Source organism: Treponema denticola (genome assembly GCF_024181645.1).
In the GTDB taxonomy this organism is placed as follows: domain Bacteria; phylum Spirochaetota; class Spirochaetia; order Treponematales; family Treponemataceae; genus Treponema_B; species Treponema_B denticola_A.
The window spans coordinates 2,325,030-2,346,411 of sequence record NZ_CP058624.1; the positions used below are offsets into that span (position 1 = coordinate 2,325,030).

The window sequence follows — 21,382 nt, forward strand, 5'->3', positions numbered from 1 at the left end:
CCTCCTAAACCTCTTCCATCTTCCATTCGCCGATAGTTCTTTCTTCTTCATCAAAGCTCGAACCTATCAGAATTATTCTTTTGCTCTCTGCCTTAAATTGAGAAGCATAACCCTTCTCTTTTATTTGGACTATTGCATCTTCTGCCGTGCCTGCACTCATCAGCTTAAACTCAAAGATGTATATTGAATCTTTAGTATGCACTATACAATCGGCTCTGCCCTTTGCACAGTGTATTTCAGTTTCTACAAATTGCCCCATCAACTTAAAGATTAGGTAAACGGCAGTCTGATAGTTTTGCTCCCTCAATTTAAGTTTATCTTTTGGAAGGTTATCGTAAGGAACACCTGCTATTATCGCCTGCATCCTTTCCATAAACTCATCAATATTTCCGGCACGAATATCCTCTACAAACTTCCATACGGATGAAGCCGTTTCATAAGGACGAAGTGAAGAATAGGCAGGTACAAGGTTTTCTAAAAAGCCGTATCTCACCTCATCATTAGGAAAACCTAAACGGTAGATATTGCCATTTTCTACATATTCCTTTATCGTTAAATAGCCCGATTGAAAAAGTATAGGTAAGGGGTCTTTTGCATCAGCCCTATATAATTCTATCCCCGCTTCATTTAATTCAACATTTCCGTCTAAGTCGGGAATATTGTAATATGCATCTTTTAGGTAGTTTACTAAAAAGGTCGGCGTTCCTGTGGCGAACCAGTAATTGCCTAAGTCCTTTGCAGAAAAAGCACTTAAAACACTGAAAGGATTATATACGCTTACTCCTTCTTTTGCAAATACATAGCCGTCATATTTCTTTTTTAATTCCAATAACGTTTCAGCAAGGTTTTTCTTCTTTCTTTCGCCCAAAGTTTTTATTTCGGGTTCAAAGTTAAGTTTTAACTCTTCATCGGTTATACCGCAAATATCGCTGTACTCGGTTATCATACTTATATCTTGCAGATTATTTAAATCGCTGAATATGCTTACCTTACTGAACTTTGTTACCCCTGTTAAAAAAGCAAAACGGATATATTGGTCACAGGTTTTTATAACCGAATAAAAGGCCTTGAGGGTATTACGGTATTCTTCATTTAGAGCTTCATTTACACCCATTGTTTGTAAAAGAGGTTTATCATACTCATCAACTAGGATAACCACCTGCTTGCCGGTTTTTTGATATAAGGCTGAAATTACAGCTTTAAATCTATCTTCAATTTCTCCGGAAGTCTTTGTAAGATTATAAAGTTTTTCCCAGTCATCTAAGTGTAAATTTATAATTGTTAAAAGAGCTTCTGTGTTCTTATAATATTTTGTATTAAAATCCATGTACAAAACAGGGTACTCTACCCAAGCTTCTGTCTTCTCGATTTCGGCTCGCTTTTCTTCGGCTTTTTCGACATACAAACCCTTAAAAAGCTCTTTTTGCCCTAAAAAATAGTTTTTAAGAGTCGAGAGAAAAAGACTTTTTCCAAACCGGCGGGGACGGCTTAAAAAGTATACGCGATTGGAATGAGCAAGTTTAAATAAAAAAGGTGTTTTATCAACGTAGAGAAATTTATCGTTACGCATTACCTCAAAACTTTGTACCCCTATCGGTATCTTGCGCGAAAAATCAAAATCCATATTAAGCCTCCTAAAAATGATTATAGCATAAGACACAGGATTATTCAATGTTTTAAGGATAGCATTAAATTTTTAAACACAAAAAAACCCGCCTTACGGCGGGTTTTAAACTATACTATGTATAGATTAGAAAGTAATTTTTGCTGATAAGATGAACTTACCGTTATTAGCCTTGTGCTGAACAGGGGTAACCTTTCCTACTCCTAAGTTATCATCTGTACCAAGTTTACCATGCATCCAGCTTGCATCAATTGTCAAGCGTTCCATGGGCATAAATGCAACACCGAGTTTGTATGCAAGACCAAAGTAAGCCTTTTGATCTGCAGGAGCTGTACCATCTGCATATGCATCAGCATTTGTTTCGCCCCAAACATCAGCATAAGGTTTAATTGACATAGAATCCGAGATTTTAGCCGTATAAGCAACACCTACATTAAGACCTACAGGAATAGTGTTTCCACCCTTCTTCGCAGCATCTGATATCTGGCTCAAAAGGCGGAATACGTTTACACGTGCATGTATGTCCAAACCTTCTACGATAGGAAGACCGGAATAACCGAAGGTCATAGCCATATCCGTGCCATCTTTTATGCCTTTGTCAGCATCTACTACAGTGTCTTTTCCATAGGGAGTAGCTTTAGAAGCAACATAAACACCGAAGTCGAATGTACCTACTTTTTCGACTTTATAATCAGCTCCGAATCCTAATGCCCAAGCAAAAATTCCTGAAGTTTTACCATCTTTGTCTGTATATGCATAAGCACTGCCGCCGTCAAAGCCCAATACCAGGTTCAAGCCATCGAGGGGTGAAGATTTAAGGTTAACACCGAAGTTCATTGCAGCACTGTCGTTCCAATCAGTATTAGTTTTTTGATATTTCTTCCTTGCATCAAAAGTCATATTGAAGTTAGCATCTACAGTTAAGTATTTTTCAACAGGAGTCATATGGAAATCAATACCAAAACCATATTTTCCATTTTCATCCTTTTTTGTGTAAGGATCTTTATAAAGTTCATACTCACCACCTGGAACCTTTACATAGTCCTTAAAAACAGCAAGGGGAACAACAGGTGCACCAAGCCTTTCTAATGTGTGACCATCAGGAACCTGAACCCAACCAGTAGCACCAGTTACAGTAATCTTTTTAACAAACTGTTTTGCTACATTACCATCTCTGTCTTTCCAAGAACCGTTGGAAACAAACTTAAGACCTACATCAAGATCCATCACTTCCTTGTTGGCATAACCGATCTTTGTTCCGTAACCTTCAAACCCTGTTTTAAAAGGATCATAGTTATCACCATTTACGATGCGTGTTGCATAGTCTGTAGTCATATTAGGAGCATTGTACAATGTTATATAAGCACCATAAAATACAATTTTTGCATTTACTGCACCGACTTTTCCTGTAGCTTTAGCACCTTTCATGTCTGCAGAAAGACCAAGGTTTACCTTTGAAAGGTCGATATAGGCATATACATCACCCTCACCTTTTGAAGCACCGCTTTTTACAAACGGAAGACTTACGGAAGCAGAAGCCTCATTCAAGAAACCGTGTGAAAGCTTTGCACTGCCGTCTTTATCCGTACCTTTTCCGAGGTCAATACCCCATGAAAGAGTAGCTTCACCTGTAAAAGTAGGTTCTACTTGGGCAAAAGCAACTCCGCCCACGAGTACCAAAATCATCAAAATTGACAGAATTTTTTTCATAAAAAATTCCTCCTTGTTATTTATTTATCGGTATTGTAACACACCTAAAATCACTTGTCAAGCAAAAACACAAAAAAGTTACACAAAATTTGCATTTTTTTATAATTTTTTTAAAATTTTTGCCTTTTTTGACGTACAAACAACAAAATATTTGTTTATATCCCTTATTCATTATAGTTTTTCAATTTCTTCTTTACTAAGCCCTGTCATTTGCATGATAAAGTCAAGCTCACAATCTGCTTGTTTCATAAGCTTTGCTGTTTCAAGCTTGGCTTGGTAGGCACCTTTATCAATACCCTTTATTTCACCTTGCAACATTCCCTCTTGATAACCTACATGCTTCCAAGATGCTTTGTCGTATTCATATTTCATTCGGTTTTCATATAACCACTTTTCTTTTGGACTCATTTCCATTATGTTTATTGTTGCATTGGCTTTTCTCATCATAGGTGATTCTTGTGCTAACATTTTTCTTACCTCCTAATCAATTAGGGGAGGAAAGACAACCCGACAGAACAGGTTTTCTTTCCTCCCCTATAACCCCTCCTATCTTTTCCGTCTGCCAAAGGGAGCTCCCTTTGGAAACCCCTTCTTAACTTTTGATATATTAAAGTATATTACCATTATTATAATAACATTCGGCTAAAGATTTTACAATAGTCTTGACCTTGTTTTATTCCTTCATTGTACATCTTGGACCAATAATACAAAGTTCTCTCAGCAAAATCACGATGCCATATATTTTGAATTTCAATATCGATAAAGGTTCCGTCTTTTAGTTTTAGCTTGATATCTAAGATTCCTAGCTTTTCACTTAAAATCTCTTTATGAAACTCCTTATCGAGAAGTTCCAAACCCGCGATATCCTCAGGCGGAATGTCTAAGATACATTCCAGTAAATCTTGAAGAACGTCCTTGTTTTCCTCAGTGCCGAAGACTCGTTTAAAAGCGTAGTCGTTGCGGAGGGTTACTTTAAATAGTTTGTGCATTTTTTACCTCTCATAAAAATTATTTTTAAAGAAGAAAAATTTTTCCCCTTTCATAATTATTGTACGAAAAGTTTGCAATAAATAGTAAAATTTGAATTAAAGAATTAAATTTTATTGATTATTTAACCGCAGGGGACGCAAAGGCCGCTGAGATTTTTTTATATAGATTACAAAAATCTTTTTGTAATTTACTCTTTTTCTGAAATTTTATTAATGACCGGTCTTTCCGAATCCGAAATTGAGGAACTGTAAATTAGGGGAAGTACAGCCGGAGAAGCTTCGAGGCGTACAGCCAGCGAAGCTTCGAGGCTAAACTCCTTGCTATTATCTCAAGGCATCATTCTTTTTTAGAAAAATTAAAAGAAAAACACATTGCTCCAAAACGGTAGAGTTTCAGTCCGGAGCCTTCGGCTTTCTCCGGTTTGTCTAAAACACTACATTACCTATATCTCAAGCTCAACACAATGTCCCGTTTTTAGATAGAAAATAAAGGTCTTGACTTCGATTGGCTTATCAGAATTTTCTTTAAGATTTTCCGATTCGGTTTTTGCAAGATCTGAGGCGGCTTTTTTATAAATCTTCAGCTGGGTTAAGTGTGCATCGGGGTTTTCTATCTCATCGGTTTTATAATCTACAACATAGACTATTCCGTCTTTTTTAAACAGTAAGTCTATCTGCCCGCTTACAATTTGTCCTTCATAATCCGTTAAAAAACCGTATTCGCTTTTTAATTTTTCGGCTTCTTTTGCAAGAGCATACATATCCGAATTAAAGAAATTATCGGCCCAAGCATAAATCTTTTTTCTTTCAGCTTCGGAATGACCTTTCGGATAGATAAATTCCTTATTTAAAAGACGGGCTTCTATTAAGGAGTGGGTAAGAGTTCCCAGCTCGGCAGCCGTAAATTCTTTTTGTTCATCTTTATCTTCAAAAGAATCAGGCAGCTTATCTTTTTCGGAAGTTAAAGAATAAACGGATTCTTCGCCCCGCTTTTTATTTACCTCATGGGCAAGGCCTGTAGCGGTTGTTATTCTTTTTTTTGCAAGATTAAATTCTTTTATTTTAGAAGAAGCAAAAAGTTTTTCAAAATTGACTTTTTCATGCTTTTGTGTTTTTAAATTGTTAAATAAGACCTCTCTTTTACAAGGTAAGATTTCATCAAAAATAATATCTTCATGTTTATCGGGAAGAGCTGGCAAAAGCAATTCAAAAAAACTTATAGTCTTGTCCGAAAGTGTGAGCAAGTTTTTTATTTCTTCAAGACTTCGCGAGTCTGAAGATGAACAATCGTTATCTTCATTTTGTAAATGATTATATACACCGCTTATAATTAAATAGGATTCGGCTCTTGTAGCTGCAACATAAAGCAGCCGTTTCGTTTCTGCAACAAGCTTTGCATTAGCCTCATCACGTAATGATTCAAAAATCAAATTATCCGCTTTCGCAGACAAACCCGGCGCCTTGGGAGAATACAAAACAGGCCCCATATCTTCATTGTAAAAAACTAGCCCCTCCTTTTTTTGAGGGATACCCCTGTTTCCGCAGTCGGGAACTATAACAATAGGGAATTCCAAACCCTTGCTTTTATGCACAGTTAAAAATTGAACAGAGTCTTTTTCATCATCTAAGGGAAGCTCCATATCATCAAGCCTTTCATTATCTTCAATATGAGATGAAAGTAAATCTACAAATTGAGAAAAAGTTAATCCGTTTATATCGGCTTGGCAGGCAAGTTCAAAAAGATAATCATATAAATCCATATAGTGATGGTTTTCTTCATTGCTCAATAAAAAATATCTATAGGCTTCTTCATACCAAAGATATGTAACCGACTCGGCACAACTCATAGTTAAAACATTTTTATTTAAGCGAGCAAATAAATCGCAAGCCCGCAAATAGGCATCCTTATTTTTTTCGCTTAATTTTTCCGATAAAGAAACATCGAAGGCTTTTGTAAAATTTAAAAGTAAAACTGCAAAGGCATCATCATCTATATTTACAAAAGGCGAATGTAAAACTTGAGCATAAGTTTTTTTATCGGAAGGATAGGCTATAATTTTAAGCATAGCATAAATATCGTTTATAGGTGCATCATTAAATAAGCCTTTTTGCTGCACACTCCTATAAGGAATACCAAAATTACGGAAAACTCTTTCATAAACACTTTGCTTTGTCGATGCCCTAAGCAAGACGGCAAAGTCACTCCATGAACAAGCTCTTGCTGCTTTACCGTCTCTAATTTTAAAACCTTGATTATGCAATTCTAAAATTCGTTTTGCAAGAAACATAGCTTCCGTTTCTACAGGATTAAGAAAGTCACTTGAATCTTCCAATGCATTAAATCTTTTTTTATCAAAAAAGATTATTTCAATTTTAGGTTCAACCCCTTTTACAGGAGCTCTCGTTTCAGTCGGCACATATTCCGCCTCATAGGCGGGAACAGCTCCGTTTTTTTCTAAGGGCTTATTTATCTCGGAATAAAAAACTTTAGAGAATATTGTATTAAATAAATTTATAAGAGAAGGCTCTGTGCGGTAATTTATCAAAAGTCTTGTGGCGGCAAGTCTTTCTTTATCCGAAATATCATCCGCAAGTTTCCGGAATACGGAAACATCAGCTCCTCTAAAAGCATAAATCGACTGCTTCTCATCTCCGACAAAAAAAAGTTTATTGGGACAAAGCTCCTGAGGACCGGGAACGGATTTTTCGGAGCGTTCAAATTTTTCGGCAATTAAAAAAAGTAAATCTCTTTGCAGACTATTGTTATCTTGAAATTCATCTATCATAATAATGTCTGCATTCTTTTTATAAAAGTTTCTTAAATCTACATCATTTATTAAAACATCTACAGCAAGCTGTGACACATCCGAAAAAGTTAAAAGACCTCTTTGTTTTTTTTCATATATATATTCTTTTTGAAGTTCTTCAAGCATATCAAAAAAAGGAGCTAAGCACTCCCTCGAGTACTCAAAATTATAAATACACACAAGTTTTTCATATATGGCTTTTAATTTTTCTTTTATTTCTTTTACGGTATCATTTCCTCTTCCTTTTGCTGTTTTAGAAATTTTATCGACAATAGGAAGCAGCTTAATAAATGCTTCATCTTTTACCGACTCAGGGAAATTAGGAAGAGTTGAATACTCGCTCATAGCTTCTTCCGTAAAATTTTTAGAAGGATCGTTTTCTTTTATAAATTCAAAAACATCAAAACATTCCGCTAGGATTTTTCTTTCCTCATCATCATGATATTTTATTTGGGCTTCTAAACTCTTTTTAAAATCAATTGGTCTTGAAATCAAAACATAATTACTTAATAATTTTACAAAAAGGCCCGACACAAAATCATCTATTCCGTTATCACCCAAAAAAAACTGCATGGTTTTATCCGAGCGCATTTTCAAAAAGAAATCCAAGCTTATGCGGTAAGCCAGCTTTTCCGATTCGGTATTATCAATGGTAAAATCGGGAGAAACACCTAAGTTTCTACATGCATCTCTTGCTATTCTATTACAAAAAGAATCTATTGTTGAAATTTTAGCAAGATGAAATTTTTCGATAGCGTTTTTTGCATTAGGATGATCTATTTTTTTTAACTCGTTATAAATTCTTTTGTGCATCTCTGCTGCGGCTTTTTCGGTAAATGTTAGAGCTATTATTTTTTCTATGCTGACACCCTTTTCAACAACAAAATAAACATAACGCGCAGCCAAAACTTTCGTTTTTCCGGAACCGGCTCCCGCCGCAATTACGGAATTTTTTTCGACGCTTACCGCATTTTTTTGATTTTCATTTAAACTATCCATTATATTTTTTATATAATCATTCATCTTAATCTTATCTCCAATAAAATTTACTTAACCGAATAAGCTGTCCTGCAAATATGTTTAAACCCGCATGTACTGCATGTTTCAAATGAAACTGAAGAAGGTTTTGTAAAATTTTGGGTTTTCACCTGCTCTGCAAATCTTTCCGCTTCATTGACAAATACATCTATTGAAGATTGAAAATCTTCACGCGATCTTTCGGATCCGTTCCGTGTAACCGGAATAGCTTCATTATCGTTTACAACCTTGTTTATTTTTTGCTGTACAAAACTTAAAAACCATGCATGTTCTATAGTTTCAAAATTTTCATTTTTTGAATCCTTTTTTAATTTGGATTCAGCCAAGAAGATATACATCGGTATCTGAAAATCTGTCAATTCTATTTCTTCCGCACTTGAATTTTTTTTACCATATGAAGAATAGGTCGGCATATTATTTGTTTTATAATCTATGATTACTCCGCTCCTCTCATCTTGCGGAAAAGAAGCTCTGTCTATTTTGCCGCGATATAAAATGCCGTCATTTTCTATTTCGATCCATTCTTCCACCCACTTAGGAGCATAGCCGTCCAAAAGAGAAGCATCGCTTTCTAAAACAAAATTGACGGCTTCCATTACCCTTTTTTTTAAGGATTGAATAAAGGGCTTTGCCAAAGCACCTCTAAAATCCATGGATTTTTCTGCAAGATCATCGAATATTAAAGAAGCTCTTTCAATATACTTATCTAAGTTTTTAGAATTAAAATATTTATCCGTTGAACCTATCTCTTTATAAAGAACTTCCAAAACATTGTGTGAAAGATTACCGATATTTCTGGCATCAAAGATATTGGCATCATAGTTTTCTGAAAAGACGGAAAGAACTTTTTCTAAAAACCATGAAACGGGACACTCGGTAAATATTTTTAAATCGGTTTGACTTAATTTAAGAGCGCCTTCCTTAAATAAATTTTCTTCCATATATGAATTTAATTCTTCGCTAATCTTATCGTATGAATTTTGCAAATAAGAAAAATCTTTTTTCCTCTTTAATGTTGAAAATGTTGAGGCTGCATTTTTTTGAATCTTATATATTGCAGAAGTTTCCTCTAATGCATCTTCTTTCTCTTCCGGATAATCGAGTAAAAAAGAATCATAGGATTTTAATTCTTCTATTTTTTTATCCATTCGTTCAGCATTTTTAATTTCTTCATCTTCAGAAATTTCAAAAAGATTATTTATAATCAAATACGAATTAAAAGTGTGAGGGCTAAAACTAAAAACGGCATTGGGAGATTCTGTATAGGCTTCAAAAAAATAAGAAGATGCATCGGTTTCAAAAACACCCAAGGAGTCTCTTTTATCCTTACGCAAAAAAGAAAGTTTATTATAAATAATATTTGTATGGTCTTGACTGCAATTTAAAACAAAATGATAATTAAAAGGAGTTGCGGCGGCAACTCTGTAAGGAAATATACTTACAGCAAGCCCTGTATTTTGAGGAACATAGATAGCTTTATCCAATTCCGAAATAAAAAACTTAAACCTATCACAGGGCATGTAGGTTTCAAACTTATCTTCCAAATATAAAAGTTCTTGAAGACAAGAAATACAGCGGCCCAAGATTGCATTATCTTTTTCGGAAAAAAGATTTTCATCTATCAATTCATTTCTAAATAAAAAATAATTTTTTTGCAAATCCGCAAAAGTTTTAGATTCGCAAATCCTATTTACTGCATAATAAAAACTATAAAACCAATCCCTCGCTTTTTTCTTTTGCTCAACTTCAATTTCATCTATTTCATAATTTATTTTAAAAGATTCAATCCAAATATTTTTATAAACATTATCTTCTTTATTTTCTTTCCACGATACTGCGCAATTGTTTTTTACACCGTAATCTATTAATGCTTCAGCCCCTTCCCTATCCTTCCAAGGGATGTGCTTATTTAAAAGGATGGGCTTCATAAATTCAAAAGCAAAATTATTTTGAACACAATCATAAATAAGGGAAAAAAGTTTACCGGCTTGTTCAAGCCCCAGTTTAAAGCCAGACCGGAATTCTGCAGGAATCCCTCTAAGAGAAAATTCTCTTTTTATATAAGCCGCATAGTTTTCAATATCGGGAACACTTACGGCAATCTCATCGGCTCTCACTCCCTCAATCAGAAGCTTTTCAATTTGTAAAACGGTATTTTTTAATTCGCTTCTGGAATTTTTATAGACATCAATTAAGTTTCCTTTTTGATTGAAATTGGGACATGGAATATAACTTATTTCTTTTTGCCGGCTTAAAAGCTCTGCATGTTCACTAAAATCTTCCATTAATTCGGGATAAATAATAATATATTTTTTTTGATATGAATAAAATTCCGAAGAAACCCAAGAAGGCTCAAACAAAGAATTCTTTTTTAAAAAATCGGCATATTCATTCTTTAAAACAAGATAGTCCTTCATTTCATCATCTTCTAAAAAATCGGAACCTTTATCGGCATAGCGCTTTTCAAAGTGATCAAGCTGGGGCAAAATCCCTGCAATCCATTCGGAAAATACGGCACCCGTTTCGGCATAGTCTTGCGGAATGAGAGATGTAAACAGAGGCGTACCGTCTTTTGCCTTTTCCGAATTAAGACGGCTTATATATTGGGCAAAAATTCTGCGCACCGTATTTGATACGGGACTTAAAGAAGATGCTTTAGAAACAAGACAAGACTCTTTAAAGCCGTCCCACGACATATAATTTTCAGAAGGAACGGTTCCCAATCCGGTAATACTAAGCGATTTTTGAAACCACAGCCTTGAAGCAATCCTCGAAGGAAACACAAAAACGTTTTTTAAATCTCTTCCATAAGTTTTTATTGTTTGTTCTATTAAATTCATATCAAGAGTGATTATATCATAAAATATAAAAATTATTAAGAGCTTATTTTTCCTTAAATTATGAATACTTCAATTAAGAATTTTTATGCCCTTTTCAAAAAACAAAATTTATAGTATCATAAAAATATGAAAATAATTATAGTTGGCGGCGGTGTTACCGGAACGGAATTAGCCCGAAGGCTTATAAGAAAAAAACATGATGTTGTTTTAATAGAAAGAGATGAAGAAACAGCCCGCCATGCAGCAAACAGGCTAGACTGTATGGTAGTACAGGCCGCAGGAAACGATACGCAAATCCTCTTGGATGCAGGCATAAAAAAAACCGAAGCCATGATAGCAGTAACCGACTCGGATGAGCTCAATATGATAATCTGCGGCATCGCAGAAAGTCTTGCCCCCCAAGTTATAAAAATCGCCAGAGTCCGTAATGAAGACTATGTAAAAGCTCTAAATTTTTCGGAAGAAAGAACTCTGGGTATAAACGCTTTGGTTTATCCTGACGAAGAAGCTGCCCTCGCTGTTATTCAAGCTATCGAACACGGAGCCGTCAGCGATATTCTATCCTTTGAAAATTCAAGCTATGAACTTTCCCGCTTTAATGTTTGCGAAAAAAGCACTCTGGACGGTCTTGCCGTTTTTGATATCAGAAAATATGTCGATATTCCCTTCATTGTCGTAAGTGTTGAGCAAAACGGAAAAAATAAAATTCCGTCAGGCGACACTATTTTAACGGCAGGAACACGGGTTTCAATTTTAACAAAGCCGGAGCATATAAAAAGATTTTATGAACTGTCAGGCTTCGAAACTCAAGAATTTAAAAAAATTGCCTTGGTAGGTATGGGCCGAATAGGAAAAAGCATTGCGGAATATCTGCTTAAAAATTCAAAAGGAAAATCTTTTCTTTCAAAACTTTTGCCGATCAATCTAAATCAAAAATGGAAAATTTCTATTATCGAAACAAATGATAAAAAAGCAAAGGAAGTCGCTGCCGAATTCCCCGAAGCTTCTATCTATAAAGCTGATGTTACAGACGAATCCTTTGTAGACGAAATAGGCCTTGACTCATTCGACTTGGTAATATGCACAACACCGAACTACGAATTTAATATGATTGCCTGTGCATATTTAAAAACCCTTGGTGTTTATAAAACAATATCCCTAGTTCAAAGCGCCGTACTTGAAAATGTTGCATATAAGATCGGTATCGATGTCGCAGTTTCTTTTAAAGATGTAGTCGTAGACTCTATAATGAGCCATCTTGTAAGCGAAAACGTAACAAGTGTTCATACAATGGGTGACGGTAAACTTGAAATAATAGAACTGCAAGTCTCCGAAAAAAGCCCTGTTCTCGGACAAAAACTAAAAGATATATCTCAGCATGGAGTCTATCTTGTTCTTCTTGTTACGGATGAAAACGGAGAACAGATTCCTACCGGAGATACGGAGGTCAAGGCCGGATATAAAATTGTCTTTATAGTAAAATCTTCGCGAAGCGACGAAATTATAAAAATGTTCGGAGGTAATTAGATTTTAAATGAAAGCACTCCAATATGTACGAATTATTTTTATGATTCTTGCAATAATTTCCATAAGCTTCATCATCCCGATTGGAACCGCCATTTATGAAAACGAAACTTATTTGATTCCGTCTTTTTTAATTCCTACAGCATTTGTCTTTGCTGTTGCAGCAGTTTTTTTCTTTTTTTTAAGAAACAAAAAAGTCAGACTTTCGGTTTCGGGCGGTATAATATTGGTTGCAGCAGCATGGATAGCTGCGGGTATTTTAGGAGCAATACCATTATGTATTTCAGGCGTAATACCCAACTTTGCAGATGCAGTCTTTGAATCCGTATCCGGTTTTACAACAACGGGAGCAACGATTCTTACCAATGTTGAAGCCTGCCCAATAACAATGCATGTATGGCGTACCCAGATGCACTGGCTTGGAGGAATGGGAATCGTAGCCCTCACCGTTGCCCTTTTTCCTCTTTTGGGAGTAGGAGGTTTTCAGCTCATCAAAAGTGAAACAACAGGCCCCGACAAGGGAAAGGTAACGGCGAAGATAACCCATACGGCAAAAGCTCTTTGGTTTATATATCTTGGAATGACTGTAGTGCAGATAATCCTCTTAATGATTGCAGGACTTCCATTCCTCGAAGCTCTCTGCCACACATTCGCCTCTTTGGGCACAGGAGGTTTTTCAACAAGAAACGCAAGCGTCGGTGCCTTTAATTCTCCGTCGGTTGAAATTATTTGTGCTGTCTTTATGATTTTGGCAGGTGTAAACTTCAGTCTTTATTTTCATCTGTTTACCGGCCATCCGGAAGAATTTTTCCATAATTCGGAACTTAAAGCCTATCTTAAAATAGTATTTGTATCAACCGTTTTAATTGCTCTTTCTATCTATCCAATTTACGGAATCGGAGGAGGTTTAAGACAAAGCTTTTTCCAAGTCGCCTCAGTAATAACGACTACAGGCTTTTCAACGGCCGACTATAACGCATGGCCGGAATTCGCAAAAATGGTCTTGTTTTTCTTGATGTTTGTCGGGGGATGCTCAGGCTCAACGGCAGGAAGCATCAAGGTAATCCGCTGGCTGATTCTACAAAAGCAAGCCGGAATGGAAGCAAAACGGCTTTTAAGCCCCCACGGTGTTTTCGGTATTCAGCTTAATAACCGCCCGGGAAGAAAGGATATAGTTTACAGCGTTGCAGGTTTTATGTTTTGCTACTTCCTCTTAACCCTTATTACAGCCTTGGTTGCAGCTGCCGACGGAGCTGATCTATTGAGCGGGTTTACGGCTTCCCTTGCTCTTATCGGAAACATAGGCCCCGGTTTTGGAAGTGTCGGCCCTGCCGGAAACTTTGCATTTTTTTCATCCCCTGTTAAGATTTTCTTTTCTTTTATAATGCTTGCAGGACGATTGGAATTATACACAATGATAATTTATTTTATGCCTGCTTTCTGGAAAAGATAAACTTACGACAGCAGTATTTGTGGATATTCTTTTTAGTAAATAGCGATTATGTTCGGAGTTCTCCAAACGGAATTATATTTTGTAAGACCCGAAAACTCTTCCCAACCGTTATAAAAGGCATAACTTCTTTCTTTTGATACCATTGTGCTGTTAGATGCCATAGGCGGCTGAATATTCTCACCTCGGGAAAACGCAACCCTAAAAGCATCCAAATTACCGAAGTACCAGCTTTCACTTTGAGGAATACCCATATCAATGGGAACCGACTTTGCTAAACCGAGGTCTACAGGTATCCATCCGAAGCCTTCCAGATAAAACTCTGCCCACCAGTGAAGATAACTTGTTTGAGAAACATCTGCAATGATTCCGGCAATCGGCTGAGCGGGTATACCGGCAGCTCTTGCAAGAGCCGCAAACAAAATAGCTATATCGTAGGTATCGGCCTTTTTTTCTTTTAATGCATTTACAGGCGAAGCCCCGGAATTCAATATTGAAGCCGGAATTATTTCGACATTTTTTAATAAATAATTATATATGCGTCTTGCCTTATTGTAAGGGTTACTTTCATTTTGAACAATTTCGGCTGCCGTTTTTTGAATAAGAGGATCATTCGCCGGAATTAACTCGGTAGCAATAGCATAATTATCATAGATAGCCTTGTTTTGACGGGAGTTCACTCTTACATTAATGGGATTAATCCTTGTATTTACCTCATAGGTATTTACGCCATACTCTTGTCTTATGTGAATTTTTGTAGAAGAATTTATATTTTCATACTGATGGATGGCCGCTCCCTGATAATCGGCTACAAAGGGAGAAGGATTAATAGACAAAACCTTAACATCCCTCTGCGAATAAGATTGAATCGGAAGCGGAACCTTTATAAAAAGAGAATTTTTTTCTACGGCCTCTATATTCGAAATATCAACTTCAGCAGCAATTGCAAAATTCTTTTTGTTTGAATAAGTCTTTGTACCTATCTTGTTTTTCACTCTAAAGGGAACAGAGTTGCTTGCTCCGGAAGACGTTACAACCAAAAGCATTCCGGAATCCGCTCCATCCGGAACCCTTACATGAAGCTCCTGATTTGACCAAAGCACAAAATCGTAATCATAGTCCGAACAACGGGCGGCCTCTATCTCTTCTTTTTTTTCAACTTGTTCAATCATTGAAGAATTAAAATCGGATACAAATAAAACTTGAGAGTTTCCCCTTGTCTTCCCAAAATTTTCGCCTGAAATTTTTATAATACTTCCTACTTCAGCAAAATCTTTATCCAAAGCAATTATTGAAGGAATACCTCCTGAGTGCGCCTTATCTTTTATTACAGGCATTGATGCAACTGAAGCCATAAATGAAGGTAAAGATTTTTTATTTTGTACAACAACATATACTATGCCTCCATTTTGATATTCGGGATATTTAAAAACAATTTTTTTATCGGTCCAGACAGTACAATTTTCCGCTTGAATGATTGCATCTCCGATTTCAATCCATGAGGAGTCTACTTCATTCCTGAAATACTCTCCGGTTATTACAATTTCATCACCGGCTTTGGCAATCGGGGGACTAATTTCGGTGATCAACGGATATTTAGCAGTCAAGGATGTTAAGTACAAAATAAAAGCTGCAAGACCGCAGAAAAGAAGAAGGAATATAAAAAACCTAAAGATAAAATATTTTCTAAATAAATAAGTAAATCTATTTCCCATTGTTTTCAGAGGTACGGGTTATTGCATTTTGAGTGTTAAGAAATAAAACTTGAGGCTTTATTTCTTGCTTTAATATATCAAATTCTGTGTTATTTGAGGGAGGCAAGTATAAATTTACATATTGACTTAAATTTATTTCCTTATTTTTATCTTCAAAACTCAACGAATTTTTATTTACACCCAAAACATTTGAAACATTTAACTTGAATTTATTTATCGGTTTTAAATCATTAACTACAGAATCAACGGATTTAAATTCAATAGCTGCAACAGCTCCGGATGGAGCTAAAGTTTTTTGCGTACTCAAAACAATAATAGGAGTTAATACAAAAAGAAACAAGGCTGCAGCGGCTAAGGCCGGAACAGGAATCTTATTCGATTTATAGAACCAGCTTGTAGGCTTGTTCTTGTTTATTTCCATTCTTTTTAAGCAATCCTGCCTTTTAGCATAGAGCTTAAGAAAAGAAGCATCAATGTCCAGAACAGAAAAGGAGTTTTCAGATAATTTTAAACTGATTTTTCTATATGAGTCAACCACACTCCTGCATTTTTCACAAGAAACCAAGTGGGCTTCAATTTTTTCTTTCCATGGGGATTCTAATTCTCCATCAACATAGACTGAATATAAATCTTTATCAGGGCATGTAGACATCATTTTCTCCTATATACTTTGTTAATTGCTCTCGAGCTCTAAAAACCCGAACCTTCACATTACCTTCGCTTATTCCAAGAATGCTCCCTATCTCCTTGTAATTCAAACTGCCGTATTCTTTAAGCTGTAAAACAGCCCTTAAATTTTTAGGCAATTTTTCAAGAGCAACTTGAACCGAATTTATAGACTCTTGCTTCAATACAATCTCTTCACCAGTATCGACTTTGCGCGTGTCTTCCTTTAGCGCTTTAGCATAAGCCTTTCGCTCACGGCTGCATCTTTTTACATGATTAAGAGATGCATTCCTCGTAACCCTAATGAGCCAGTATTTAGCATCATCTATAGACGGAAACTCCATCTTTTTTTCGGTCATTTTTATCAGAGAATCATGGCAGATATCTTCGGCTATGTCCCCTTCTCTGACTATATTGTAGGCTACTTTATAAATAACAGGCATGAGAGCCTCGTAGATTGACCTAAAGTCTTCATCTGATGCCGCCCTCAAACTACCTTTCTCGTTAAACACTCTTATCTCCAAAATGTTACAATTTTATAAAAAATTTATACAATTTATAATTTTTTCCATATTGTTTTACCGGCCTGATCTTCAAGGATAATACCCATACCCTTTAGCTTATCCCGAATTTCATCAGCCAGTTTATAATTTTTGTCAAGTTTTGCCGAAGCTCTTTCCTCTATTAATTTAAGAATTTCGGATTCATCAATTTCAATAGGACCTTTATCCTTTAGCGTATTAAAGGATTCTTCTATCAGTTTGATGCCCAAAATCGAATCCATAGCGGCAAGAACCGTTAAAACATTCTTTTGCGGAATGTCTTTTTCTTTTATCAAAAGCTGCAACTCCGATAAGGCCTTGGGCGTAGATAAATCATCTTCCATAGCGGCAATAAAATTATCAAAGTATCTGCAGGCTTTTTCATTTTTTATCATATCTTTTGCACTTTTAAGGTTAAGGTTTCCCGTTAAGGATACATATTCCCTTATTTCAGCATCTGATAATCCATCCAACCATTTTGCAACTCTGTTATTTAAGTTTTTTCGTCCGTTTTTTGCCGTTTCCATAGCTTCCCATGAAAAGGTAAGCTGACTTCGGTAGTGTCCGCCCAAGAGCAAGAAACGGTAGTCAAGTGCTGAAAAACCCTTATTGATAACATCTTCCAAAATGATAAAAGAACCGGAAGACTTAGACATCTTGCCCTTATTCATAACCAGGAATTCGTTATGAAGCCAATAATTTACCCATTTTTTACCCGTTGCTCCTTCGGATTGGGCTATTTCATTGGTATGATGTACCCTTATATGATCTATACCGCCCTTGTGAATATCGATTTGTTCTCCAAGATACTTCATACTCATGGCAGAGCACTCGATATGCCAGCCGGGATAGCCTCGTCCCCAAGGCGAATCCCAGATAAGGGCCTGATTTTCAAACTTGCTCTTTGTAAACCAAAGAACAAAGTCATGAGGATTGCGTTTATTTTTATCTATTTCGATACGGGCTCCGGCCTTAAGGTCTTCAAGGTTTATATTTGCCAATTCTCCGTATTTAGGAAATGTAGAAATATCATAGTAAAGGTTTCCGCCCGCCATGTAGGTGTGCCCGTTTGCTTCTATTCTTTTTATAAGCTCTATCATTTCGTTTATGTGCTCTGTAGCCTTGCAGACAATACCGGGCCTTTCGATATTCAGCCTTTCAGTATCGTTAAAAAAGGCCTTTGTATAAAATTCTGCAATTTCAAGCACCGATTTTCCGCGTTCTTCTGCAGACTTTACCATCTTATCTTCGCCCGAATCTTCGTCATCGGTCAGATGCCCGACATCGGTTATATTCATAACATGGGTAACATCATAACCTAAAAATCTTAAAGTCTTAACAAGAATATCTTGGAAAACGTAGGTGCGTAAGTTCCCTATATGTGCATAATCATATACTGTAGGCCCGCAGCCGTAAACACCTGCCTTGCCTTCATGAATGGGAATAAATTCTTCTTTCTTATTACCTAAGGTATTGTGTAATTTTAAGCTCATACGTCTCCCCTATCTTGTTACCTAATACATAATAGTATATACTAAAATCAAATGAATAATTTATTTAGTATACTTCATAATACCCCTTTATTTCAAGAGGGAACTATAGAATTCGATAAGCCTCTAAAGCCTCTTACAGCATACAAAATCGGAGGCCCTACAGAAGCTCTTTTTTGTCCTAAAGATGAGGAGCATTTAAAAAAGGCCTTAATTTTTTTAAGCAAAAATAAGATTTCTGCATCATTAATAGGCGGCGGGACAAACATTCTTGTCTCCGATAAGGGGTTTAGAGGCGTTTTAATAAGCCTAAAAAACTTAAACAAGATAGAAATTATAGGCGAATCTGCGGAAAAAGTTTTTATAAGAGCCGGAGCGGGAGTCCTAACCGATAATCTTACAAAATGGGCTGTTGAAAATTCTCTTTCAGGTCTGGAATGTTTCGGCGGCCTTCCGGGAAGCGTCGGGGGAGCCGTATTTATGAATGCACGCTGCTATGATGTTTCAGTCTCGGATAGATTAAAATCGATAAAATATATCTTAGCCGATGATGAAAAAACGGAATTTGCAGAATATGAATACAATCCTTCCGATTGGGATTATAAGGTTTCGCCCTTTCAACAAAGTCCGGTAAGTACAGAGATTACAAAAAATAGAAAGATAGTGCTTTCTGCCGTATTTACCTTAAGCCATGGAATAAAAGAAGAAATTACTGCAAAAACCGCGGAAAAAGTTCAAGATAGAATTTCAAAGGGGCATTTTAAGGCGCCTTCTGCAGGAAGTACATTTAAAAATAACAGGACATTCGGGCAGCCCAGCGGCAAGCTGATAGAGGATGCAGGATTAAAAGGTCTCTGCGAAGGAGGGGCACAGGTCGCACCTTGGCACGGTAATTTTATAATTAATAAGCATAATGCTTCGGCTTCAGACGTAAAAACTTTAATAGAAAAGGTTCAATCAACAGTTAAAGAGAAGACAGGCTTTTTACTTGAACCGGAAGTTATTTTTGCAGGCGACTGGACTTAGATTTTTTAGAGATTATCGTAACAAACCGTAAGAAATAGCAAGCTTTTCTTTAATTTTACATAAAAATACATAAAATTCTTTTAAATTCACTTGACTTATTTATTCTTTTAATGTATATTAGATGTATCAAGAGCAGATAAAACTGCCAATATCTTTAAGGAGAGAACAAAATGAAAACATTATTAAGATTTATTAAGTCAAACAGAAAAAGCGGAAACCCTCAAAGATCTGAAATATTAATACCGCAGGAAAAAATTCAAGAGCAGCCCCTTGTTTGGAAAGCTTATGTAGGAATCAATTACTTTACAATCTAATTTTGTAAACATTTTGAGGCCATAAAATCTTTAGGTAAAGATTTATCCATAAAACTAAAGACCCGCTGTTGCGGGTCTTTTTTACATATAAGCCGTTTTAGATAATAATCTCATCTTATCATACCGGCCTCCCAACGCGAAAAATTTAGGTGGATTCCCACCTTTTTTTTCGTATATATAATAAAATAAATTATCATCTTACACAATACAACTTACACCCTATACTAAATAAGAATTTATATGTAGAATATAAGAGCTGCGTTTTAAGGCAGCGAAGGAGCTAAATATGAGCAAAATTGTAGTAGTAGGAGCAAATCACGCCGGAACATCGGCCATTAATTTTTTAACCGACCTTTCAAAAGAAAATGAAGTAGTTGTCTTTGACAGAAATACCAATATCAGCTTCTTAGGCTGCGGAATGGCCCTCTGGATAGGAAATCAAATCAGGGGTTCCGAAGGGCTTTTTTATTCCAATAAGGAAAAACTGGAAGCAAAGGGCGCTAAGGTTACAATGGAAGCCGATATTACACGCATAGATTTCGATAAAAAAATCGTGTACGGAACGGTAAAGGGTTCACAGCCTATCGAAGAATCCTACGATAAATTAATCCTTGCAACAGGTTCAATTCCTATAATGCCGAAGATTAAGGGCATGGACTTGGAAAATGTTCAGCAGGTAAAGATTTTTCAAAATGCTCAAGAAGTTATCGACAAGCTAAAAAATCCTGATATTAAAAAAATTGCAGTCGTAGGAGCCGGATACATCGGTGTCGAACTTGCCGAAGCTTTTAAAAGGCATAATAAGGAAGTCGTGCTCATTGATGCGATGCCGTCAAGTCTTTCAAACTATTATGATAAACCTTTTACCGATTTAATGGATAAAAATTTAAGCGATCACGGAATCAAACTTGCATATAATCAGCTCGTCCAAGAAATCAAAGGAACAACAAAGGTAGAAGCCGTTGTTACGGACAAAGGAGAATATCCTGCCGACATGGTAGTGGTTTGCATCGGTTTTAGGCCCAATACCGACCTTGGAAAAGATAAACTTGAAACCTTTAAAAACGGAGCCTATTCGGTCAACCTAAAACAAGAAACAAGCATAAAAGATGTTTACGCAATAGGAGACTGTGCAACTGTTTTTGATAACTCTTTAGGAGAAAAATCCTATATTGCCCTTGCAACAAATGCAGTAAGAAGCGGAATTATAGCCGCCCATAATGCAGCAGGAGTTCCCTTAGAAGGAATAGGCGTTCAAGGTTCCAACGGAATCAATATCTATGACTTGAAGATGGTATCGAGCGGCATTACTGTAGAGCGTGCAAAAAAGCTGGGGCTTGATGTTGAGTTTACCGACTTTGAAGATTTGCAGCGTCCCGAATTTATGGAACACAATAATCCTCCGGTAAAATTAAGAATTGTGTATAACAAAAAAACGAGGATTATAATCGGTGCTCAAATGGCTTCAACCTATGATATGTCTATGGGAATTCACATGTTCTCCCTCGCAATCCAAGAAAAACTTACAATCGATAAGCTTAAACTTTTAGACATCTTCTTTTTGCCCCACTTTAATAAGCCGTATAATTACATAACTATGGCTGCCTTGGGAGCAAAATAGGTTTTAGATTTTTAAGAAAAAAATAT

13 protein-coding genes and 1 pseudogene are annotated in these 21,382 nt (G+C 36.2%); 5 read left to right on the forward strand and 9 right to left on the reverse strand.

Annotation, left to right across the window (positions count from 1 at the left end):
- Nucleotides 1-4: 4 nt before the first annotated feature.
- The 5 genes and pseudogenes from HO345_RS11020 to HO345_RS11045 all read right to left on the reverse strand — a co-directional run bounded on the left by HO345_RS11020 (nt 5) and on the right by HO345_RS11045 (nt 11,008).
- Nucleotides 5-1,624, reverse strand: coding sequence for an ATP-binding protein (locus HO345_RS11020; RefSeq protein WP_253682940.1), 1,620 nt, complete (start codon nt 1,622-1,624; stop codon nt 5-7).
- A gap of 126 nt (nt 1,625-1,750) precedes the next feature.
- Nucleotides 1,751-3,334, reverse strand: a complete 1,584-nt coding sequence (gene msp, locus HO345_RS11025; RefSeq protein WP_253682941.1) for a major outer sheath protein Msp — start codon at nt 3,332-3,334, stop codon at nt 1,751-1,753.
- Between the two features lie 171 nt (nt 3,335-3,505).
- A pseudogene (locus tag HO345_RS13235) lies at nt 3,506-4,323 on the reverse strand (Rpn family recombination-promoting nuclease/putative transposase).
- 443 nt (nt 4,324-4,766) lie between these two features.
- Nucleotides 4,767-8,153 carry a UvrD-helicase domain-containing protein gene (locus HO345_RS11040; protein ID WP_253682942.1) on the reverse strand — a complete coding sequence of 1,129 codons (3,387 nt, stop codon included), beginning with the start codon at nt 8,151-8,153 and terminating at the stop codon, nt 4,767-4,769.
- A gap of 23 nt (nt 8,154-8,176) precedes the next feature.
- On the reverse strand, nt 8,177-11,008 hold the full coding sequence (locus HO345_RS11045) for a PD-(D/E)XK nuclease family protein (protein ID WP_253682943.1): 2,832 nt from the start codon (nt 11,006-11,008) through the stop codon (nt 8,177-8,179).
- Nucleotides 11,009-11,134: 126 nt separating this feature from the next.
- Between HO345_RS11045 and trkA the strand changes: the two genes are divergently transcribed.
- A complete protein-coding gene (gene trkA, locus HO345_RS11050; RefSeq protein WP_253682944.1) occupies nt 11,135-12,535 on the forward strand; it encodes a Trk system potassium transporter TrkA in 1,401 nt (466 codons plus the stop codon).
- A gap of 7 nt (nt 12,536-12,542) precedes the next feature.
- A complete protein-coding gene (locus HO345_RS11055; RefSeq protein ID WP_253682945.1) occupies nt 12,543-13,985 on the forward strand; it encodes a TrkH family potassium uptake protein in 1,443 nt (480 codons plus the stop codon).
- Between the two features lie 32 nt (nt 13,986-14,017).
- Here HO345_RS11055 and HO345_RS11060 read toward each other — a convergent pair whose 3' ends face one another.
- The 4 genes from HO345_RS11060 to HO345_RS11075 are packed head-to-tail and all read right to left on the reverse strand — an operon-like array spanning nt 14,018 to nt 18,398.
- Nucleotides 14,018-15,697 (reverse strand): transglutaminase domain-containing protein, encoded by a 1,680-nt coding sequence (locus HO345_RS11060; protein WP_253682946.1) that lies wholly within the window; start codon nt 15,695-15,697, stop codon nt 14,018-14,020.
- On the reverse strand, nt 15,687-16,352 hold the full coding sequence (locus tag HO345_RS11065) for an anti-sigma factor family protein (RefSeq protein ID WP_253682947.1): 666 nt from the start codon (nt 16,350-16,352) through the stop codon (nt 15,687-15,689). Before HO345_RS11065 ends, HO345_RS11060 begins: the two co-directional genes overlap by 11 nt.
- Nucleotides 16,333-16,875, reverse strand: coding sequence for an RNA polymerase sigma factor (locus HO345_RS11070; RefSeq protein WP_253682948.1), 543 nt, complete (start codon nt 16,873-16,875; stop codon nt 16,333-16,335). The genes HO345_RS11065 and HO345_RS11070 overlap by 20 nt, the downstream gene beginning before the upstream one ends.
- A 44-nt stretch (nt 16,876-16,919) precedes the next feature.
- The gene (locus tag HO345_RS11075) at nt 16,920-18,398 is read right to left on the reverse strand and encodes a cysteine--tRNA ligase (RefSeq protein ID WP_253682949.1); all 1,479 of its coding nucleotides are present in this window, start codon (nt 18,396-18,398) and stop codon (nt 16,920-16,922) included.
- Nucleotides 18,399-18,449: 51 nt separating this feature from the next.
- Here HO345_RS11075 and murB point away from each other — a divergent pair, with 51 nt between their 5' ends.
- The 3 genes from murB (at nt 18,450) to nox (ending at nt 21,356) form a co-directional block, all read left to right on the forward strand.
- Nucleotides 18,450-19,421: a UDP-N-acetylmuramate dehydrogenase gene (murB, locus tag HO345_RS11080; protein ID WP_253682950.1), complete on the forward strand. Its 972-nt coding sequence runs from the start codon at nt 18,450-18,452 to the stop codon at nt 19,419-19,421.
- A 170-nt stretch (nt 19,422-19,591) separates the two neighbouring features.
- Nucleotides 19,592-19,735, forward strand: coding sequence for a hypothetical protein (locus HO345_RS11085; RefSeq protein ID WP_253682951.1), 144 nt, complete (start codon nt 19,592-19,594; stop codon nt 19,733-19,735).
- 286 nt (nt 19,736-20,021) lie between these two features.
- On the forward strand, nt 20,022-21,356 hold the full coding sequence (gene nox / locus HO345_RS11090) for a H2O-forming NADH oxidase (RefSeq protein ID WP_253682952.1): 1,335 nt from the start codon (nt 20,022-20,024) through the stop codon (nt 21,354-21,356).
- The last annotated feature ends 26 nt before the right edge of the window (nt 21,357-21,382 follow it).